This window comes from Legionella donaldsonii, assembly GCF_900452385.1.
In the GTDB taxonomy this organism is placed as follows: Bacteria; Pseudomonadota; Gammaproteobacteria; order Legionellales; family Legionellaceae; genus Tatlockia; species Tatlockia donaldsonii.
The window spans coordinates 2,075,587-2,095,214 of sequence record NZ_UGOA01000001.1; the positions used below are offsets into that span (position 1 = coordinate 2,075,587).

Sequence of the window (19,628 nt, forward strand, 5' to 3'; positions counted from 1 at the left end):
ATGTTGCTTATTATTGATAATTACGATTCTTTTACTTATAACCTTGTACAATACTTTCAATGCTTGGGGCAAGAGGTTAAGGTCTTTGCAAATGATCGCATCTCTATTGAGGATATTGAACGTCTAGCGCCCCAGTACCTGGTTATTTCTCCGGGCCCCAAAGGCCCAGCGCAAGCAGGTATTTCTTTACAGGTGATTGAACATTTTTATCAGCAAACTCCCATTCTTGGAATTTGTTTAGGTCATCAATGTCTAGCTCATTTTTTTGGAGCCTCCATTATTCAGGCACCAGAAATAATGCACGGCAAAAACTCTTTAATTAACCATAACAAGCGAGGCTTGTTTCGTAATTTGCCGACTCCATTTCAGGCTACTCGTTATCATTCACTAGCTGTCGATATTGCAACCCTACCCTCTTGTTTTGCCATTGATGCATGGGCTGATAATACAATTATGGCTATTACACATCGTCAATATCCTTTATATGGTCTACAATTTCATCCGGAAGCCATTTTAAGTGAATATGGCATGCAGCTTTTAACTCATTTTTTAGCCTATGAATACCAATAAATTATTTGAACAATTAATTGCCGGTGAAAATTTAACCGCCACAGCAACACAAGATTTTATGTATGCCTGCATGAAAGGTGAATTGACTGATGTGCAAATCGCTACCTTTTTAGCCCTGATGCGTATGAAAGGTGAAACAGTTGAGGAATTAACTGCTGCGGCTTCCGTTATGATGAAAATGGCTCACTGCATTGATTTGGGTAATGATTTGCTAGACATCGTGGGTACAGGGGGTGATGGCAAAAATACCTTTAATGTCTCAACGGTCAGCAGTTTTGTTGCTGCAGCAGCAGGGGCTCAGGTGGCTAAACACGGTAATCGTTCTGTTTCCAGTCGTAGTGGTAGTGCCGATTTGCTATTACAGGCCGGCTTCGAACTTCATTTGACCGATGCGCAGTTACAAGCCTGCATGCAGCAATGCGGCGTCAGTTTTTTATTTGCGCCTCATTTTCATCAAGCAGTACAACATGCAAAAACAGCACGTCAACAACTTGGGATACGTACTTTTTTTAATTTGCTTGGGCCCCTTATTAATCCCGCCCATGTAAAAAAACAAGTTGTCGGCGTCTGCGCATATCGTTTGCTAGAGCCAATAGCCAAAGTACTTGCTAATCTTGGCAGTGAGCGTGCATTGGTCATCAATTCTCGTGATGGCATGGATGAAGTCAGTATTTCAGCCATTACAGATGTCGTAGAATATCATCAAGGTGAATTCAAACATTGGTGTATTGACCCCAAAGATTATGATTGTTTTCATGCTAATTTGGACGCCATTATAGTCAACTCCCCTGCTCAAAGCCTGATACTTGCTGAGAAGGTGTTGAATGGTGAGTGGGGACCCGCGCGCGATATCGTCCTATTAAACACTGCTGCCGCGCTTTATTGTGCAGAACTCAGCTCCAGTTTTAGCGATGCTGTAGAAAAGGCTAAAAAGGCAATTGATAGTGGCAAAGCCGCCAAAACATTTATGCAATTGAAAGCATTAACTCAACAAGTGATAAACAATAATGAATAGTATTTTAAATCGCATAGCCGAACATAAGCAGGAAGAAATCGCACAAGCAAAACGTCTTAAGCCTTTAGCCAGTTTAAAAAATATTGACGCGTTACCTGTCCGGGATTTTATTGCTGGTTTGCACAAGATTAATCCAGCGATTATTGCTGAAATCAAAAAAGCCTCACCCAGCAAAGGAATCATACGTGCTGATTTTGATGTAGCAACTATCGCCCAAATTTACGAAAAAAATGGAGCCAGCTGTCTATCTGTCCTAACAGACCATCAATTCTTTCATGGCGATCCAAGTTATTTAGCCGTAGCAAAAAAACATTCATCCTTACCCGTGCTCCGTAAAGACTTCATCATCGATGATTATCAACTCTATGAAAGCCGCGCTCTGGGAGCCGATTGTATTTTGTTGATTGTTGCCATGCTGGATGACTCGCAACTCCGAGATTACTGCCAACTAGCTCAAGAACTGGGTATGGCAGTATTAGTAGAAAGCCATACGCTAGCAGAACTTGAGCGTGCACTGGTACTACCGACTCCTTTGATGGGAGTCAACAATCGGAGTTTACACACTTTTATCACTGATATTCGTACTAGTCTTGAATTAATTCATCACCTGCCAGCAGATAAAATCATGATCAGTGAAAGCGGCATTAATACCAATGAAGATATTAAGCGAATGCAAGGAAATGGCATTAATACCTTTTTAATTGGTGAGAGTTTGATGCGCGCAGCGAATATAGGACATAAGCTTCAAGAATTAATGAGCTAATCGTTATAGTTTATAATATTTTTAATTAACTACTTGTTTTTAATTAACTTATTTAGTAGCCAATAATATCCTTACACCACTGTAAGTGAATGGCTTTTCCATTTATTTGTCTTAGTGTGCTAAATTTAGCATAATGCAACCCCATTTTTTATGGCTGAGAGCCTATGACAAATAAAAAAATAACACCTGCTCTTTTGAAACAATTAGTAACCAAGGCGGAGCGCAATCAGGATGGCGATACCGCGAATTACATACCCGAATTAGCGAATGTGAACAAAGACTTAACGGCTGTAGCAGTTAAGCTTTTAAGCGGCGAATCATTTTCTTACAGCAATCTGCCTCTATCGCCAGTTACTCTACAAAGTACAGGCAAATTGATTCCCCTTATTGGCCTTTTAGAGGAATTTGGCGCAGAACAGCTTTTTGAATGGGTTAAAGTTGAACCTTCCGGCGATGATTTTGCATCGATTACGCGTCTTGAACGGTTTGGCCCTAAACCATCCAATCCTATGTTAAATGCTGGCGCAATTACCCTTTGCTCTCATATACCTGGCTTAGGAGAGCAGAAATTTGCCTGGCTGGAACATTGGGTACAGAAATTATTTAATCAACGTTTGAGCATAAATCCCCTGGTATTTGCGTCAGAAAAAAGGACTGGGGACCGTAATCGTTCCATGGCCTATTTACTCAAAAGCAGGAACAATTTGGGAACCGGCGTTGGTGAAACGCTTGATTTATATTTTACTCTTTGCTCTTACGAAGCAATGCTTGAACAGATGCTCTATTTACCGACTATCTTAGCCAATGCAGGAAAAGATCCCCAAGATGGAACACAAATTATTTCACTTGAAACATGTAAAATTACGCTCGCTATTATGGCTACCTGTGGTTTATATGATGAGACTGGAACACATATGGTTCGTACCGGCATGCCCGCTAAAAGTGGCGTTTCAGGATATACCATTGCCGTAGTTCCTGCCAAAGCGGGTATAGTGGTACTTAGTCCTCGAGTCAATGCTAAAGGCAATAGCATTCGCGGTGAAATTATCCTGGAAAACTTATCAAATACCATGGAATGGCATTTTGCAGTTCCCTAAGCTGGTAAAGTACCCATTAGACCTCTTGTATAATCTGTGTATTTTAAGGCGAAAACGCTTCGAGAGCGGAGTTTACAAGTACGCGGAAACGTTCGCAACGCAGCAATATAACTAAAGACACCGGCTATACAAGGGATCTACTTAATCATCTGATAAAGGTTCTGGTATATGCACTGGCTCTGGCTCTGGATCATTGGCTGGGCTTGGCTCAGGAGAGTAATCAGGGCCTGGTTCTGCCGGATCGGGGAGCATAGGATCTTCTAGTGGTGGTGAAGAGGGAATTTCCTCCGGTTGTCCCGATTGCTCTTGATAATTCACAGTACTCTCCTTAGTTCTTAGGCCACTGTCGTTGGCGGTGGAATTTCTGGCAACGCAGCTGTCGGAGTCACTCCCACAACCTGAACATGAGCAACCTCTGCACCATTGGAGAATTCAAAAAGCTTGCCACCTCCATGTGCTGCATCTACATTTCCAAGTTCATTCCAGGTTTGCGTGGATGTTTTTTCAATATTAACTGTATCATGTTGTTGACCATCACCGTCCCCGCGAATTTTCAGGACATGATCATAGGTAACACCATTTACCTCAACACTCAAATCACTGTTATGGGCTAATTTTAATGCGGCATCCAAATCAAGATGCACATCATTTTTACCGGCACCAGCCATATCAATGACTTCCCAGCCACCATGACCAAAATGTTCTTTAATTTCATTAGTACTTAAGCCCATGTTATTTTCATTAAATTTCACGGTATCAATACCATGTCCACCAGCTACTGTTCCCATATGTGATAAATCCTCAGGAATTAATAAATTCTCAGAATTATTACTAAGGACTTTTTCATGCTCATTACTAAAATCAAACAAATTGAGATTTAACGGATCCGAAGTTACTGTAACGGTAAAGTTCCCTGAAATAGAATCACCATCTCCATCAGTAGCAGTAAATTGGAAAGGCAAATCTGTTGTTTTATCGCCTTCAATATCAAACTCAACGCCAGAAACCCGGAAATGCTTATTATTTGCACTTGAAGAGCTTGAATTATTTTCTAGTTCTACACGATCAAGGTATTTATTCGCTGTTACAGGAATATCAATACTGGCAGTTGTGCCATCAGGTAAAATTGCAGTCCCTGTGGCAGTTGTGCCGTCAGTGTAATAGGCAGTCCACTTATAGGAGACATCTACAGAGCCTGTAGCGATAAGATCCAGTGTCATTCCAGTAGCATTATTTGCTACTCCATCAAGACCCGTATTATCAAAATCAAATGTTAATTTTTCACCTCTATTAACTACAGTATTACCTGCACCTCCAGTAACACCGAGGCCATTACTATTTAAAATGACATTACCATTACCACCACTTGCTGTGATCTTCATTTCCCAATCACCAGCTGAAGCAGACAGAGCACCAGACGCACTATTTACATAATATGCACTTGCATTACCTGAACCAGAAACTGTTGGCGTATAAGCGATATTAATGGGATCAAGCGGTTGAAGAAGAGTAAAGTTGTAGGTACCATCAGGTCCATCAGCCGAAAGGACAAATACTACATTTGAACCAGCCATCGCAGTAATCGTTGACCCAGATATATTATAGGTAATATCGACTCGTCCTGAAGTTAATCCTTCTAAAGGTGTACCATTTAAATTAATTACTCCACCTTGAGATTCACCACCCATGTCTGCTAATACACCATCAATTTGAGCGCCAGCAATATTTTGTGTTATTCCATCCGCTATATTTGCTACCGGTACATCATCAACGGGATAGACTGTAACGTTAATATTCACAGTACTACTTTCCTGAGCACCATTTGATGTTTCCGTTGCTGTGGCAGTGACTTGCAGTGAAAAATTGCCATTAAAATTGAGTGGAGGAAGAATTGTTAAAGCATTTATATTCCAACCGGTGATATCAACAGAAGTATTACCTACAGTACTAGTAAAAGTATGCGTACCATCACTAAGTACAGCACCAACAGGAATATTACCAAGTTTAATTGCTAAAATTTCGGAACCATCAGTATCTACCAATGCAGCATTAATGCGTGAAAGCGGAATGGATGTATCTTCACTGCCCTCATTATAAGAGTATGCTTGATAAAAACCATCAGGCTTAAGTTCAGAAAGACGGAGATTGACCCCATGCACATCATCGACATCTTGATATAATTTGAAATTTGCTGAGCTTAAATCTTTAATCGCGCCACCATTGTCACGCAAATTAACATCATAATTACCTGGTCCATCGGAATTATTATGATAAATGGATAACAAATAATAACCTGTTGTGGTAGGGACAAAATTACCGCTGAACACGCCTTGACTACCTCCCCAGGTAGCTTGAGCTACGACGTTATTACCCACCACAATACGAATACTATCATCACCAGATCCACTAAATGTATAAGTATGACCTGCTTCTAAATAAATAAGCCCTGAAATTTTTGATGCTGTTCCTGTTGCAACATCATTCGTACCTGGTTGCTGAACATTCTGTATACTGGTTGTAGAACTTGGATTTAAAAGAGTAGCCTCTATAACAGCTTGTAAAGTACTTGGCGTAGCCCCAGCTCCATTCGTTGTCAAACCCAAGATATTATTTATCCATGTTTCTTTTATTAACCCCGTTCCAATTGGAATTGAAGAAGTCGGGGTAGTTAATCCAAGAGTGGGAACATCAGCCACTGCAGTAACATTAAGTTGTAGAGAAGCCGTTGCAGAACCACCCTGTCCATCACTAACCGTATAAGTTATAGATGGGGCTGAACCACTCCAATTCGCTACAGGTGTAAAACTATAAGCACCATTTGCTCCAATGCTAAGGGTACCTACACCCGCTATTGTTGCTGTAGCACCAGCGGCATAAGAGGTATTGTTGATGGAGAAAGCAGTTACAGTTAAAACACCTCCATCTGAATCTTGATCATTGCTAAGAACATTACCAGTAATGATTGTATCTTCATTACCAGTTTTCGTGTCGTTAGTTAAAATAGGAACTTCATTAGTACCCTGAATGGTTACCGTAACCACTTTGGTAGCAGTGCCATCAAAAGATTTTGCCGTGAAACTATCAGTCAACGATTGGCCAACCTTTAATTGCTGGATGGCCGTTTGCGCATTGTTCGCCGTGTAAGTCCAGACCCCATTGGCGGCCAGGGTAAAGGTCCCGTAGGTTCCTGCCACAGAAGGCTGGGCGATGAAACTGGATTGCCCGGCATCCACATCGGCAATGGTGAGCGTACCACTACTAGTCAGATTACCACTGGTGACATTGACATCTTCGGTGACTGTACCGGTAGAGACCCCGGCAATTACCGGGACATCATTGGTACCCTGGATGGTGACCGTGACGAGCTGGGTTGCTGTTCCATCTAAAGATTTTGCCGTGAAGCTATCGGTTAACGTTTGGCCAGCCCCTAATTGCTGGATGGCTGTTTGCGCATTGTTCGCCGTGTAAGTCCAGACCCCATTGGCGGCCAGGGTAAAGGTACCGTAGGTTCCTGCCACAGAAGGCTGGGCGATGAAACTGGATTGGCCGGCATCGACATCGGCAATGGTCAAGGTACCGCTCTTGGTTAAATTACCACTCGTCAGTGCTGTATCTTCGGTGACTGTCCCAGTAGACACCCCGGCAATCACCGGGACATCATTGGTGCCCTGGATCGTCACCGTGACCGTTTGACTGGCACTGCCATCGGCCGAGGTCGCAGTGAAGCTATCGGTCAAAGTTTGGCCAGCCCCTAACTGCTGGATGGTTGTTTGTGCATTGTTCGCCGTGTACGTCCAGACCCCATTGGCAGCCAGGGTAAAGGTCCCGTAGGTTCCTGCCACAGAAGGCTGGGCGATAAAACTGGATTGGCCGGCATCGACATCAGCAATAGTCAAGGTACCGCTCTTGGTTAAATTACCATTCGTCAGTGCTATATCTTCAGTCACTGTCCCGGTAGACACCCCGGCAATCACCGGGACATCATTGGTACCCTGGATGGTCACAGTGACCGTTTGACTGGCACTGCCATCGGCCGAGGTCGCAGTAAAGCTATCGGTCAGCGTTTGGCCAGCCCCTAACTGCTGGATGGCTGTTTGTGCATTGTTCGCCGTGTAAGTCCAGACGCCGTTGGTGGCCAGGGTAAAGGTACCGTAAGTACCTGCCACAGAAGGCTGGGCGATGAAACTGGATTGCCCGGCATCGACATCGGCAATGGTCAAGGTACCGCTCTTGGTTAAATTACCACTCGTCAGTGCTATATCTTCAGTCACCGTCCCGGTAGACACCCCGGCAATTACCGGGACATCATTGGTACCCTGGATGGTGACTGTGACGAGCTGGGTTGCTGTTCCATCTAAAGATTTTGCCGTGAAGCTATCGGTTAACGTTTGGCCAGCCCCTAACTGCTGGATGGCTGTTTGTGCATTGTTCGCCGTGTAAGTCCAGACGCCGTTGGTGGCCAGGGTAAAGGTACCGTAAGTACCTGCCACAGAAGGCTGGGCGATGAAACTGGATTGCCCAGCATCGACATCGGCAATGGTCAAGGTACCGCTCTTGGTTAAATTACCACTCGTCAGTGCTGTATCTTCGGTGACTGTACCGGTAGAGACCCCGGCAATTACCGGGACATCATTGGTACCCTGGATGGTGACTGTGACGAGCTGGGTTGCTGTTCCATCTAAAGATTTTGCCGTGAAGCTATCGGTTAACGTTTGGCCAGCCCCTAACTGCTGGATGGCCGTTTGTGCATTGTTCGCCGTGTACGTCCAGACCCCGTTGGTGGCCAGGGTAAAGGTCCCGTAGGTTCCTGCCACAGAAGGCTGGGCGATAAAACTGGATTGGCCGGCATCGACATCAGCAATAGTCAAGGTACCGCTCTTGGTTAAATTACCACTCGTCAGTGCTATATCTTCAGTCACTGTCCCGGTAGACACCCCGGCAATCACCGGGACATCATTGGTACCCTGGATGGTCACAGTGACCGTTTGACTGGCACTGCCATCGGCCGAGGTCGCAGTAAAGCTATCGGTCAGCGTTTGGCCAGCCCCTAACTGCTGGATGGTTGTTTGTGCATTGTTCGCCGTGTAAGTCCAGACGCCGTTGGTGGCCAGGGTAAAGGTACCGTAAGTACCTGCCACAGAAGGCTGGGCGATGAAACTGGATTGCCCGGCATCGACATCGGCAATGGTCAAGGTACCGCTCTTGGTTAAATTACCACTCGTCAGTGCTATATCTTCAGTCACCGTCCCGGTAGACACCCCGGCAATTACCGGGACATCATTGGTACCCTGGATGGTGACTGTGACGAGCTGGGTTGCTGTTCCATCTAAAGATTTTGCCGTGAAGCTATCGGTTAACGTTTGGCCAGCCCCTAACTGCTGGATGGCTGTTTGTGCATTGTTCGCCGTGTAAGTCCAGACGCCGTTGGTGGCCAGGGTAAAAGTACCGTAAGTACCTGCCACAGAAGGCTGGGCGATGAAACTGGATTGCCCGGCATCCACATCGGCAATGGTCAAGGTACCGCTCTTGGTTAAATTACCACTCGTCAGTGCTGTATCTTCGGTGACTGTACCGGTAGAGACCCCGGCAATTACCGGGACATCATTGGTACCCTGGATGGTGACTGTGACGAGCTGGGTTGCTGTTCCATCTAAAGATTTTGCCGTGAAGCTATCGGTTAACGTTTGACCAGCCCCTAACTGCTGGATGGTTGTTTGTGCATTGTTCGCCGTGTAAGTCCAGACGCCGTTGGCGGCCAGGGTAAAGGTACCGTAGGTGCCTGCCACAGAGGGCTGGGCGATAAAACTGGATTGCCCGGCATCGACATCGGCAATGGTCAAGGTACCGCTGCTGCTCAGGTTATTGTTGGCAACATTCGCATCTTCAGTCACCGTACCGGTAGACACCCCGGCAATTACCGGGACATCATTGGTGCCCTGGATCGTCACCGTGACCGTTTGACTGGCACTGCCATCGGCTGAGGTCGCAGTAAAGCTATCAGTCAACGTTTGGCCAGCCCCTAACTGCTGGATGGCTGTTTGTGCATTGTTCGCCGTGTACGTCCAGACCCCATTGGCAGCCAGGGTAAAGGTACCGTAGGTGCCTGCCACAGAAGGCTGGGCGATAAAACTGGATTGGCCGGCATCCACATCGGCAATGGTCAACGTACCGCCACTGCTCAGATTGACATTTATTACATTCGCATCTTCGGTGACTGTACTGGTAGACACCCCGGCAATTACCGGGACATCATTGGTGCCCTGGATCGTCACCGTGACCGTTTGACTGGCACTGCCATCGGCTGAGGTCACAGTGAAGCTATCGGTCAGCGTTTGGCCAGCCCCTAACTGCTGGATGGCTGTTTGTGCATTGTTCGCCGTGTAAGTCCAGACCCCATTGGCAGCCAGGGTAAAGGTACCGTAAGTGCCTGCCACAGAAGGCTGGGCGATAAAACTGGATTGCCCGGCATCGACATCGGCAATGGTCAAGGTACCGCTGCTGCTCAGGTTATTGTTGGCAACATTCGCATCTTCAGTCACCGTACCGGTAGACACCCCGGCAATTACCGGGACATCATTGGTGCCCTGGATCGTCACCGTGACCGTTTGACTGGCACTGCCATCGGCTGAGGTCGCAGTAAAGCTATCAGTCAACGTTTGGCCAGCCCCTAACTGCTGGATGGCTGTTTGTGCATTGTTCGCCGTGTACGTCCAGACCCCATTGGCAGCCAGGGTAAAGGTACCGTAGGTGCCTGCCACAGAAGGCTGGGCGATAAAACTGGATTGGCCGGCATCCACATCGGCAATGGTCAACGTACCGCTGCTGCTCAGATTGGCATTTATTACATTCGCATCTTCGGTGACTGTCCCGGTAGACACCCCGGCAATTACCGGGACATCATTGGTGCCCTGGATCGTCACCGTGACCGTTTGACTGGCACTGCCATCGGCTGAGGTCGCAGTAAAGCTATCAGTCAACGTTTGGCCAGCCCCTAACTGCTGGATGGCTGTTTGTGCATTGTTCGCCGTGTACGTCCAGACCCCATTGGCGGCCAGGGTAAAGGTACCGTAGGTGCCTGCCACAGAAGGCTGGGCGATAAAACTGGATTGCCCGGCATCCACATCGGCAATGGTCAACGTACCGCCACTGCTCAGATTGGCATTTATTACATTCGCATCTTCGGTGACTGTCCCGGTAGACACCCCGGCAATTACCGGGACATCATTGGTGCCCTGGATGGTCACAGTGACCGTTTGACTGGCACTGCCATCGGCTGAGGTCGCAGTAAAGCTATCGGTCAGCGTTTGGCCAGCCCCTAATTGCTGGATGGCTGTTTGTGCATTGTTCGCCGTGTAAGTCCAGACCCCATTGGCAGCCAGGGTAAAGGTACCGTAAGTGCCTGCCACAGAAGGCTGGGCGATGAAACTGGATTGCCCGGCATCCACATCGGCAATGCTGAGCGTACCGCCGCTGCTCAGGTTATTGTTGGCAACATTCACATCTTCGGTGACCACAGCAGTCGCAACACCGCCGATCTCTGGTACATCATTCGTCCCGGTAATCGTCACCGTGACCGTTTGACTGGCACTGCCATCGGCTGAGGTCGCAGTAAAGCTATCCGTCAACGTTTGGCCAGCCCCTAATTGCTGGATGGCCGTTTGTGCATTGTTCGCCGTGTACGTCCAGACCCCATCGGCAGCCAGGGTAAAGGTACCGTAGGTGCCTGCCACAGAAGGCTGGGCGATAAAACTGGATTGGCCGGCATCCACATCGGCAATGGTCAAAGTACCGCCACTGCTCAGATTGGCATTTATTACATTCGCATCTTCGGTGACTGTCCCGGTAGACACCCCGGCAATTACCGGGACATCATTGGTGCCCTGGATCGTCACCGTGACCGTTTGACTGGCACTGCCATCGGCTGAGGTCACAGTGAAGCTATCGGTCAGCGTTTGGCCAGCCCCTAACTGCTGGATGGCTGTTTGTGCATTGTTCGCCGTGTAAGTCCAGACCCCATTGGCAGCCAGGGTAAAGGTACCGTAAGTGCCTGCCACAGAAGGCTGGGCGATAAAACTGGATTGCCCGGCATCGACATCGGCAATGGTCAAGGTACCGCTGCTGCTCAGGTTATTGTTGGCAACATTCGCATCTTCAGTCACCGTACCGGTAGACACCCCGGCAATTACCGGGACATCATTGGTGCCCTGGATCGTCACCGTGACCGTTTGACTGGCACTGCCATCGGCTGAGGTCGCAGTAAAGCTATCAGTCAACGTTTGGCCAGCCCCTAACTGCTGGATGGCTGTTTGTGCATTGTTCGCCGTGTAAGTCCAGACCCCATTGGCGGCCAGGGTAAAGGTACCGTAGGTGCCTGCCACAGAAGGCTGGGCGATAAAACTGGATTGCCCGGCATCGACATCGGCAATGGTCAAGGTACCGCTGCTGCTCAGGTTATTGTTGGCAACATTCGCATCTTCAGTCACCGTACCGGTAGACACCCCGGCAATTACCGGGACATCATTGGTGCCCTGGATGGTCACAGTGACCGTTTGACTGGCACTGCCATCGGCTGAGGTCGCAGTAAAGCTATCAGTCAACGTTTGGCCAGCCCCTAACTGCTGGATGGCTGTTTGTGCATTGTTCGCCGTGTACGTCCAGACCCCATTGGCAGCCAGGGTAAAGGTACCGTAAGTGCCTGCCACAGAAGGCTGGGCGATAAAACTGGATTGGCCGGCATCGACATCGGCAATGGTCAAGGTACCGCTGCTGCTCAGGTTATTGTTGGCAACATTCGCATCTTCAGTCACCGTACCGGTAGACACCCCGGCAATCACCGGGACATCATTGGTGCCCTGGATCGTCACCGTGACCGTTTGACTGGCACTGCCATCGGCTGAGGTCGCAGTAAAGCTATCGGTCAGCGTTTGGCCAGCCCCTAATTGCTGGATGGCCGTTTGTGCATTGTTCACCGTGTATGTCCAGACCCCATTGGCAGCCAGGGTAAAGGTACCGTAGGTGCCTGCCACAGAAGGCTGGGCGATAAAACTGGATTGGCCGGCATCCACATCGGCAATGGTCAACGTACCGCCACTGCTCAGATTGGCATTTATTACATTCGCATCTTCGGTGACTGTCCCGGTAGACACCCCAGCAATTATCGGGACATCATTGGTGCCCTGGATGGTCACAGTGACCGTTTGACTGGCACTGCCATCGGCTGAGGTCGCAGTGAAGCTATCGGTCAGCGTTTGGCCAGCCCCTAACTGCTGGATGGCTGTTTGTGCATTGTTCGCCGTGTAAGTCCAGACCCCATCAGCAGCCAGGGTAAAGGTACCGTAAGTGCCTGCCACAGAAGGCTGGGCGATGAAACTGGATTGCCCGGCATCGACATCGGCAATGCTGAGCGTCCCACTACTAGTCAGATTACCACTGGTGACATTGACATCTTCAGTCACCGTACCGGTAGACACCCCGGCAATCACCGGGACATCATTGGTGCCCTGGATCGTCACCGTGACCGTTTGACTGGCACTGCCATCGGCTGAAGTCGCAGTAAAGCTATCAGTCAACGTTTGGCCAGCCCCTAATTGCTGGATGGCCGTTTGTGCATTGTTCGCCGTGTACGTCCAGACCCCATCGGCAGCCAGGGTAAAGGTACCGTAGGTTCCTGCCACAGAAGGCTGGGCGATGAAACTGGATTGCCCGGCATCGACATCGGCAATGCTGAGCGTACCGCCGCTGCTCAAGTTATTGTTGGCAACATTCACATCTTCGGTGACCACAGCAGTCGCAACACCGCCGATCTCTGGTACATCATTCGTCCCGGTAATCGTCACCGTGACCGTTTGACTGGCACTGCCATCGGCTGAGGTCGCAGTAAAGCTATCAGTCAACGTTTGGCCAGCCCCTAACTGCTGGATGGCTGTTTGTGCATTGTTCGCCGTGTACGTCCAGACCCCATTGGCAGCCAGGGTAAAGGTACCGTAGGTGCCTGCCACAGAAGGCTGGGCGATAAAACTGGATTGGCCGGCATCGACATCGGCAATGCTGAGCGTCCCACTACTAGTCAGATTACCACTGGTGACATTGACATCTTCAGTCACCGTACCGGTAGACACCCCGGCAATCACCGGGACATCATTGGTGCCCTGGATCGTCACCGTGACCGTTTGACTGGCACTGCCATCGGCTGAAGTCGCAGTAAAGCTATCAGTCAACGTTTGGCCAGCCCCTAATTGCTGGATGGCCGTTTGTGCATTGTTCGCCGTGTACGTCCAGACCCCATCGGCAGCCAGGGTAAAGGTACCGTAGGTTCCTGCCACAGAAGGCTGGGCGATGAAACTGGATTGCCCGGCATCGACATCGGCAATGCTGAGCGTACCGCCGCTGCTCAAGTTATTGTTGGCAACATTCACATCTTCGGTGACCACAGCAGTCGCAACACCGCCGATCTCTGGTACATCATTCGTCCCGGTAATCGTCACCGTGACCGTTTGACTGGCACTGCCATCGGCTGAGGTCGCAGTAAAGCTATCAGTCAACGTTTGGCCAGCCCCTAACTGCTGGATGGCTGTTTGTGCATTGTTCGCCGTGTACGTCCAGACCCCATTGGCAGCCAGGGTAAAGGTACCGTAGGTGCCTGCCACAGAAGGCTGGGCGATAAAACTGGATTGGCCGGCATCGACATCGGCAATGCTGAGCGTACCGCCGCTGCTCAGGTTATTGTTGGCAACATTCACATCTTCGGTGACCACAGCAGTCGCAACACCGCCGATCTCTGGTACATCATTCGTCCCGGTAATCGTCACCGTGACCGTTTGACTGGCACTGCCATCGGCCGAGGTCGCAGTAAAGCTATCCGTCAACGTTTGGCCAGCCCCTAATTGCTGGATGGCCGTTTGTGCATTGTTCGCCGTGTACGTCCAGACCCCATCGGCAGCCAGGGTAAAGGTACCGTAGGTGCCTGCCACAGAAGGCTGGGCAATAAAACTGGATTGCCCGGCATCCACATCGGCAATGGTCAACGTACCGCCGCTGGCCAGATTGGCATTTATTACATTCGCATCTTCGGTGACCGCAGCAGTCGCAACACCGCCGACCTGCGGTACACCATTGATCCCTGTAATGGAAGTTATATTTCCCGCAGCGGCATCGACTTCGGCTAGAATAGCTTTTTGGCCTGGTGGTAAAAGAATATTTGGAATTTCTGTTCCATTTGCCTCTTGGGTATTGGCGCTAAAAGTATCAAATCCAGCTGCCACACTTCCAATTCCGTAGGAAGGCTCATAGACAAAGATACTGCCACCACTACCTAAAACAGGCCCTTCCCCTGCTGCAGTTGCTTCAAGCGCTTCAAGTAAAGCTACCGGATCAATGCCATTATCAACTGCTTTTTGTAGCAAATTTTCAATATCTTCTTGAGAGCTCTGTGAAATATTTTTTAGTAGTGGAGAAATGCCATCCAAATTAAAAGGGGTATTTACTGCGAGTTTAATATCCCCTAATTCAGTGGCATGAAGAAGTGCATCACCGCTCAATAAGAATAGCTGCTCTCCTTTCATTACTTGGGTGCCATTCTTTGCGATGGATAGCTGGCCACTCGCGTTACTTTTAATTAATAGTCCGTTAAGAGAATCAACAATCCCAGGTATCGTTTTACTCATCTCTAACATCCCCAAAACTGGACATTTTTTCTGGGTCGTCATGAACCAGTTAGCATTAAGTACAGTACTACTTACCTTTATCTCATCTTACAAGTATAGCTTCAATATTAGTGCAATTTTTAAACTATTTAAATCTTATTTGTAATTATTTGGTTAAGAAGGGTTCAACATCGCTGAGATAACATCCTTGGCCCCATTTTAGATGTATATTGTTTATTGCTTGCCACTGTGTTTCTGTTTCTATTTGTGTTGCAATAACTTGAATATCTAAGGTACAAGCCATTTCATTGAAATAATGAAGTAAAAACTGTTTGTTTTGGTTTTCGGCCAGGTCATAGGTTAAGCTACCATGCAATTTTAGGTAAGTAATAGGTAGCTCACTTAGGTAATGCATTGGCGAAAAATGAATTCCAGCTTGATCAACACCTACTTTTATATGTAATTTTTGTAACAGCTTTACAAAAGACATCACTTTTTCAAAATGTACTAATACAAACTGTTCATTAAATTCAATAAAGAGATTACTACGTGACTCAATTGAGAGAGTTTCAAGTTTTTTAATATAATCAGTCCGATGATCTTCATTTGTTACTGTCTCTTGAGTCAAATTTAATGCAATTTTTGTATGGCTTAAAAGATCGGCAGCAATAATTTTTGTTAAAACAAACTGATCTATTAAATAAGCAATTCCTGCTTTTTCGGCGATGGGTATGAAATAACCAGCAAATACCTGCTGTCCCTGCTCATTAATGCGGACAAACAATTCCTGATGATAATTTTCTCTGCTAGAAGTGACCCATTGAGAAAAAAGAGATATTCTGCCTTCAGATATGGCAGCCATGATACCCTTGCTATCAAGATTTATTTTATAGGGTATAGCTATGTTAGCATCAAACGCTATCCCTTTAGCTTCTTCCCTTGCTTTTTTTAGTACCAAATCAGTTTCAGTAAGCAACGTGCTAACAGACTGATGCAAAGAGTAAGAAGCAGCTGCAATAAATACGTTGCATACACTGTTATTAAATAATTTACGAACACTGAGATTAAACTCATTACAACGCTTTATAAATAAATCTGGATCATTTTCTCTAACAAGCAAACCAAAATTACTACCACTAATTCTTGCCATACAGATAATCATTGCGGAGGGCCAAAAATTTACACAGGCCTTTGCTACATCCTGAATAATTTTATCTCCTGCCTGATACCCTTGTTTTTTATTTAATGGTTCTAAGCCATCAATGGCCAGGATTACAAGAAAACCTGGTGTAAACTCTTCTTCATTACTTAGTAATGCCGTTGTTTGTTGCAAAAAATAACGTCGATTACCTAAATCAGTTAACGGGTCTTGAAAAGACTGATGGCGTAACATTTCCAATTGTTGCATCTGTTCTTGAAATAATCGCTTAATACGCATCACCATTTGATTCATAGCAAGAGTAACTTTTTTTAATTCCGGTGTTTTGGGGATAATAGTTTCAACAGGAAATTCCCCTTCACAAATGGCATTCGCCTGATCCCTCACTCGTTTTAAAGGTTTCAGCAGCCATTGAATGAATAAATAAACAATTAACAGCGAAATCAGTGCAAATAAAAGATACCAATAAACCAGTTCCACCGCATTATGCCAGAGCGCGTTAAAGGCATAATTACAATCACTTGCTACAAAAACTTCCCCTACCTGATTCCATCCTCGCATCACAACAGAGGATTGGACAGAAGCTGGCCATTTAATCAGCTGAATAAACCATGAAGGAACTTCCTGTTCTTTTGGAGAGGAATAACGCGATACCAATAACTCGCCATTTAGATCGCGAATTTCAATCAAAGCAAAATACCCTCGATCAAAGACTGCTTCAACCATCGAAAGCATGAGTGCTTTATCTTTACTATTTAAAGCTTGAGATAAAGACAAACCGAGAGAGGTTGCAGTATCTTGTGCATTACTATTCATCTGTTGGATGAAATAGTTACGCTCATTATTTAAAGTAATCAAATAGGTGCCAATAAAAATTAACATTAATAAACTAAGCACACCCAAAGCCATCTTCTTGGTTAATGTCATGCTAATCACCTTTTTTTTGCATTCTTCCTATCAGATCCCGCCATTTAGATAATCGTGCTGAATCCCCCAATGGCTTATCGTTTCCTCGTTGTTTTGCCAACCATAATCCTTCTCCATTAAAACTATAAACAGGGATTAAATCAGGCCTTTTTGAAGCGGGTAAAATCTTTCCCGTTAAATTATCAAGTATTAACGGTTCCAAATCGGGCTTTGCATAATAAGCCAAAACCATATGCGCTCGATTGAACTCAACAGATTTAACATAGGTAATACGTAAAGTCTGTATAGGAACTCCTAAAGCAAGTAGTGTAAAATATTTTGCAATAGAGAAATCCTCACAATCCCCACCACCATCGGCAATAAATTCATCGGGAGTTTTCCAATAATCAGTAGTTCCTTGATAACTCTCATCTTGTTCAAAGGTAAATTGATTAAAAAAATCATTCACCGCTTTCAGCTTATTATTTAAAGACTGGCTACGATAATTAATTATTAGTTGTTTCCATGCTGTAAAACGGCGTTTGGCAGGATCTTTAGAGTCTTGTTGCCTCATCACAATCTCCTTATGAGAGGCAACTGAATGACTGTATTTACAAAAACTATTCTGAGGTGTAAGAAAAAAGAGTAAAAACAACAGCCCAGCCAAGGTATTAGCTACATTTTGGTTCTTTCCTGTAGGTAACCAATATTCCTTGCACATGCGCTATTTCCTTCAACCTCTCCATACCATTTCCAGCATGGCCACGGTACTCATAAGGACCAACCACCACATTAAAGCAATCTGTACATTTGCTCAGTGACTCAATGCATGCTGCAAATCCAAGGTTGCGTAAACGGTTTCTCAATGCAACAGCATCTGCTTTTAACTTTAGACGTCCTGCAGAAACATACCAAATTCTTGGCGTCACACCAGGCGGTGGAGTCGTATTTTTTGCGATTATTGCTTTTGTTAAGGGGGTCGTATCCATATTCTTTACTGGTTGCGCCAGATATAAAGACCTGTCCGTTGTATCCGGATAGGGTAATTCATCCATCGCTTTGTTTAACAGTATATGCGTCTGGGCTGAACTGAAAACATCATTATTCACGACGTTTTGCGGTAAGCGCATCTTCAGATAACACAGCAACCGACCCATGCCATTGAGCAACCGATAACGACTATAAACCTCGTCATTGATTCCACGGGCCAACTCTATTTGTGACTGATAGTACTCATTCTGAGAATCCAGCAAATCCAGCAGGGTTCTTTTGCCAACCTTAAACTGTTCTTGATAAGCACTGCGAGTCTCTCTTGAAGCAACAACATGCCGGCGTAGCGGATTTAAACGCAACCCGGAGGCTGTCCACGCATTCCAGGACAACCGCACAGACTCCTTCATATCGATCAAAGCCTTATTCTTCAATTCATAGGCTTCTTGAACCTCATAGGCCGTCTGCCGTACATTGGCATCATCTGAACCGCCACGAAACAAATTATAATTCATCCGAATCATCGCCATTCGGTCATTATTCGGCCCTATCAATCCATCCAGGTTACGGTTTTGGGACGCACTCAATACAAAATCAACGCGCGGATAATACGCTGCCCGCGCAACATCGTATTGTGATTTCGCCTCTTTCACATCCGCATAGGTTGAACGGACAGTTGGATGGTTATCTAATCCTCGCTCTATTGCCTCACCTAATGAACGAGGCAAATCCTGGTGTGTCGGTACACGCGGCCACACCAATTTCCCTGGCCACTTCCCTACAACCTTCGCGTAATTAATCCGTGCTTCCTGCAAGTTCGCTTCCGCACTGATTTTATTCGATTCCGCCAAAGCCAGGCGAGCATCGGCTTGATCCACCTCTGCCTCGCGCGATACTCCTGCTTCACTCCGATCTTTTATCATGCCAAAAACTGCACGATGCGCATGATAGTTGGTGATTGCATAACCATATAATTTTTCGTGGAGAATCACCAGTAAATAGCGATTTATGATTTCTAGCGCTAAATCTTCCGCCACGCCTTGCGTTTTCAATTCCTGCGCTTGATACAAACTCTTCGTTCGTTTGACTTCATTAACTATACCGCCGCCAGCAAACAGATTTTGCTTTAACTCAATGTAGGATTCCGTACGATTCAATATCCTGATACCAGGCCCATCAATCGCTTCTGTCGTCGGGTTATCACTCCTTTCTCGACCAAAGCCCGCATTCGCATCGATAGTCGGCCACCAGCCTCCTCGAGCCTTATCTATCCCTTGACGCGCGGATAACTGCTTCGCCGTGTTATATAGAACATCAGGGTTAGAAATCATCCCGTGCTGCACTGCTTCATTTAATGTGTCCGCTCTTAATGGAGAGGTTGCAACAATAGCCAATACCAGTAAGCAATACCTCATTCATCCATCCTTCCCTGCTAGCAACATTCTCTAAAGATTAATAAGCTAATCCAAACTTCTATTAACATCAA

General features: G+C 46.5%; 9 protein-coding genes. 4 read left to right on the forward strand and 5 right to left on the reverse strand.

The window, feature by feature from the left end:
* The 4 genes from DYC89_RS09515 (at position 1) to glsA (ending at position 3,445) form a co-directional block, all read left to right on the forward strand.
* The gene (locus DYC89_RS09515; protein WP_115221567.1) at positions 1 to 570 is read left to right on the forward strand and encodes an anthranilate synthase component II; all 570 of its coding nucleotides are present in this window, start codon (positions 1 to 3) and stop codon (positions 568 to 570) included.
* Positions 557 to 1,585: an anthranilate phosphoribosyltransferase gene (trpD, locus tag DYC89_RS09520; RefSeq protein WP_115221568.1), complete on the forward strand. Its 1,029-nt coding sequence runs from the start codon at positions 557 to 559 to the stop codon at positions 1,583 to 1,585. Before DYC89_RS09515 ends, trpD begins: the two co-directional genes overlap by 14 nt.
* Entirely contained in the window at positions 1,578 to 2,348 is a 771-nt protein-coding gene (trpC, locus tag DYC89_RS09525) for an indole-3-glycerol phosphate synthase TrpC (protein ID WP_115221569.1), read from the forward strand. The genes trpD and trpC overlap by 8 nt, the downstream gene beginning before the upstream one ends.
* A gap of 164 nt (positions 2,349 to 2,512) precedes the next feature.
* A complete protein-coding gene (gene glsA / locus DYC89_RS09530; protein ID WP_115221570.1) occupies positions 2,513 to 3,445 on the forward strand; it encodes a glutaminase A in 933 nt (310 codons plus the stop codon).
* 141 nt (positions 3,446 to 3,586) lie between these two features.
* On the opposite strand, the gene DYC89_RS16490 is transcribed toward glsA, so the two are convergent.
* The 5 genes from DYC89_RS16490 to DYC89_RS09550 all read right to left on the reverse strand — a co-directional run bounded on the left by DYC89_RS16490 (position 3,587) and on the right by DYC89_RS09550 (position 19,557).
* Entirely contained in the window at positions 3,587 to 3,763 is a 177-nt protein-coding gene (locus tag DYC89_RS16490) for a hypothetical protein (RefSeq protein ID WP_181879365.1), read from the reverse strand.
* Between the two features lie 17 nt (positions 3,764 to 3,780).
* Entirely contained in the window at positions 3,781 to 15,108 is an 11,328-nt protein-coding gene (locus DYC89_RS09535; protein ID WP_181879366.1) for a VCBS domain-containing protein, read from the reverse strand.
* A 145-nt stretch (positions 15,109 to 15,253) separates the two neighbouring features.
* The gene (locus DYC89_RS09540; RefSeq protein ID WP_115221572.1) at positions 15,254 to 17,173 is read right to left on the reverse strand and encodes a bifunctional diguanylate cyclase/phosphodiesterase; all 1,920 of its coding nucleotides are present in this window, start codon (positions 17,171 to 17,173) and stop codon (positions 15,254 to 15,256) included.
* A gap of 1 nt (position 17,174) precedes the next feature.
* Positions 17,175 to 17,726 (reverse strand): transglutaminase-like cysteine peptidase, encoded by a 552-nt coding sequence (locus DYC89_RS09545; protein WP_115222722.1) that lies wholly within the window; start codon positions 17,724 to 17,726, stop codon positions 17,175 to 17,177.
* Between the two features lie 97 nt (positions 17,727 to 17,823).
* A complete protein-coding gene (locus DYC89_RS09550; protein ID WP_115221573.1) occupies positions 17,824 to 19,557 on the reverse strand; it encodes a TolC family outer membrane protein in 1,734 nt (577 codons plus the stop codon).
* Positions 19,558 to 19,628: the final 71 nt, after the last annotated feature.

What these genes read in the sequence shown, in the direction of transcription:
- DYC89_RS09515 (WP_115221567.1), top strand. Translation starts at nt 1, where the DNA reads ATGTTGCTTATTATTGATAATTACGATTCTTTTACTTATAACCTTGTA.
- trpD (WP_115221568.1), top strand. Translation starts at nt 557, where the DNA reads ATGAATACCAATAAATTATTTGAACAATTAATTGCCGGTGAAAATTTA.
- trpC (WP_115221569.1), top strand. Translation starts at nt 1,578, where the DNA reads ATGAATAGTATTTTAAATCGCATAGCCGAACATAAGCAGGAAGAAATC.
- glsA (WP_115221570.1), top strand. Translation starts at nt 2,513, where the DNA reads ATGACAAATAAAAAAATAACACCTGCTCTTTTGAAACAATTAGTAACC.
- DYC89_RS09535 (WP_181879366.1), bottom strand. Translation starts at nt 15,108, where the DNA reads ATGAGTAAAACGATACCTGGGATTGTTGATTCTCTTAACGGACTATTA.
- DYC89_RS09540 (WP_115221572.1), bottom strand. Translation starts at nt 17,173, where the DNA reads ATGACATTAACCAAGAAGATGGCTTTGGGTGTGCTTAGTTTATTAATG.
- DYC89_RS09545 (WP_115222722.1), bottom strand. Translation starts at nt 17,726, where the DNA reads ATGAGGCAACAAGACTCTAAAGATCCTGCCAAACGCCGTTTTACAGCA.
- DYC89_RS09550 (WP_115221573.1), bottom strand. Translation starts at nt 19,557, where the DNA reads ATGAGGTATTGCTTACTGGTATTGGCTATTGTTGCAACCTCTCCATTA.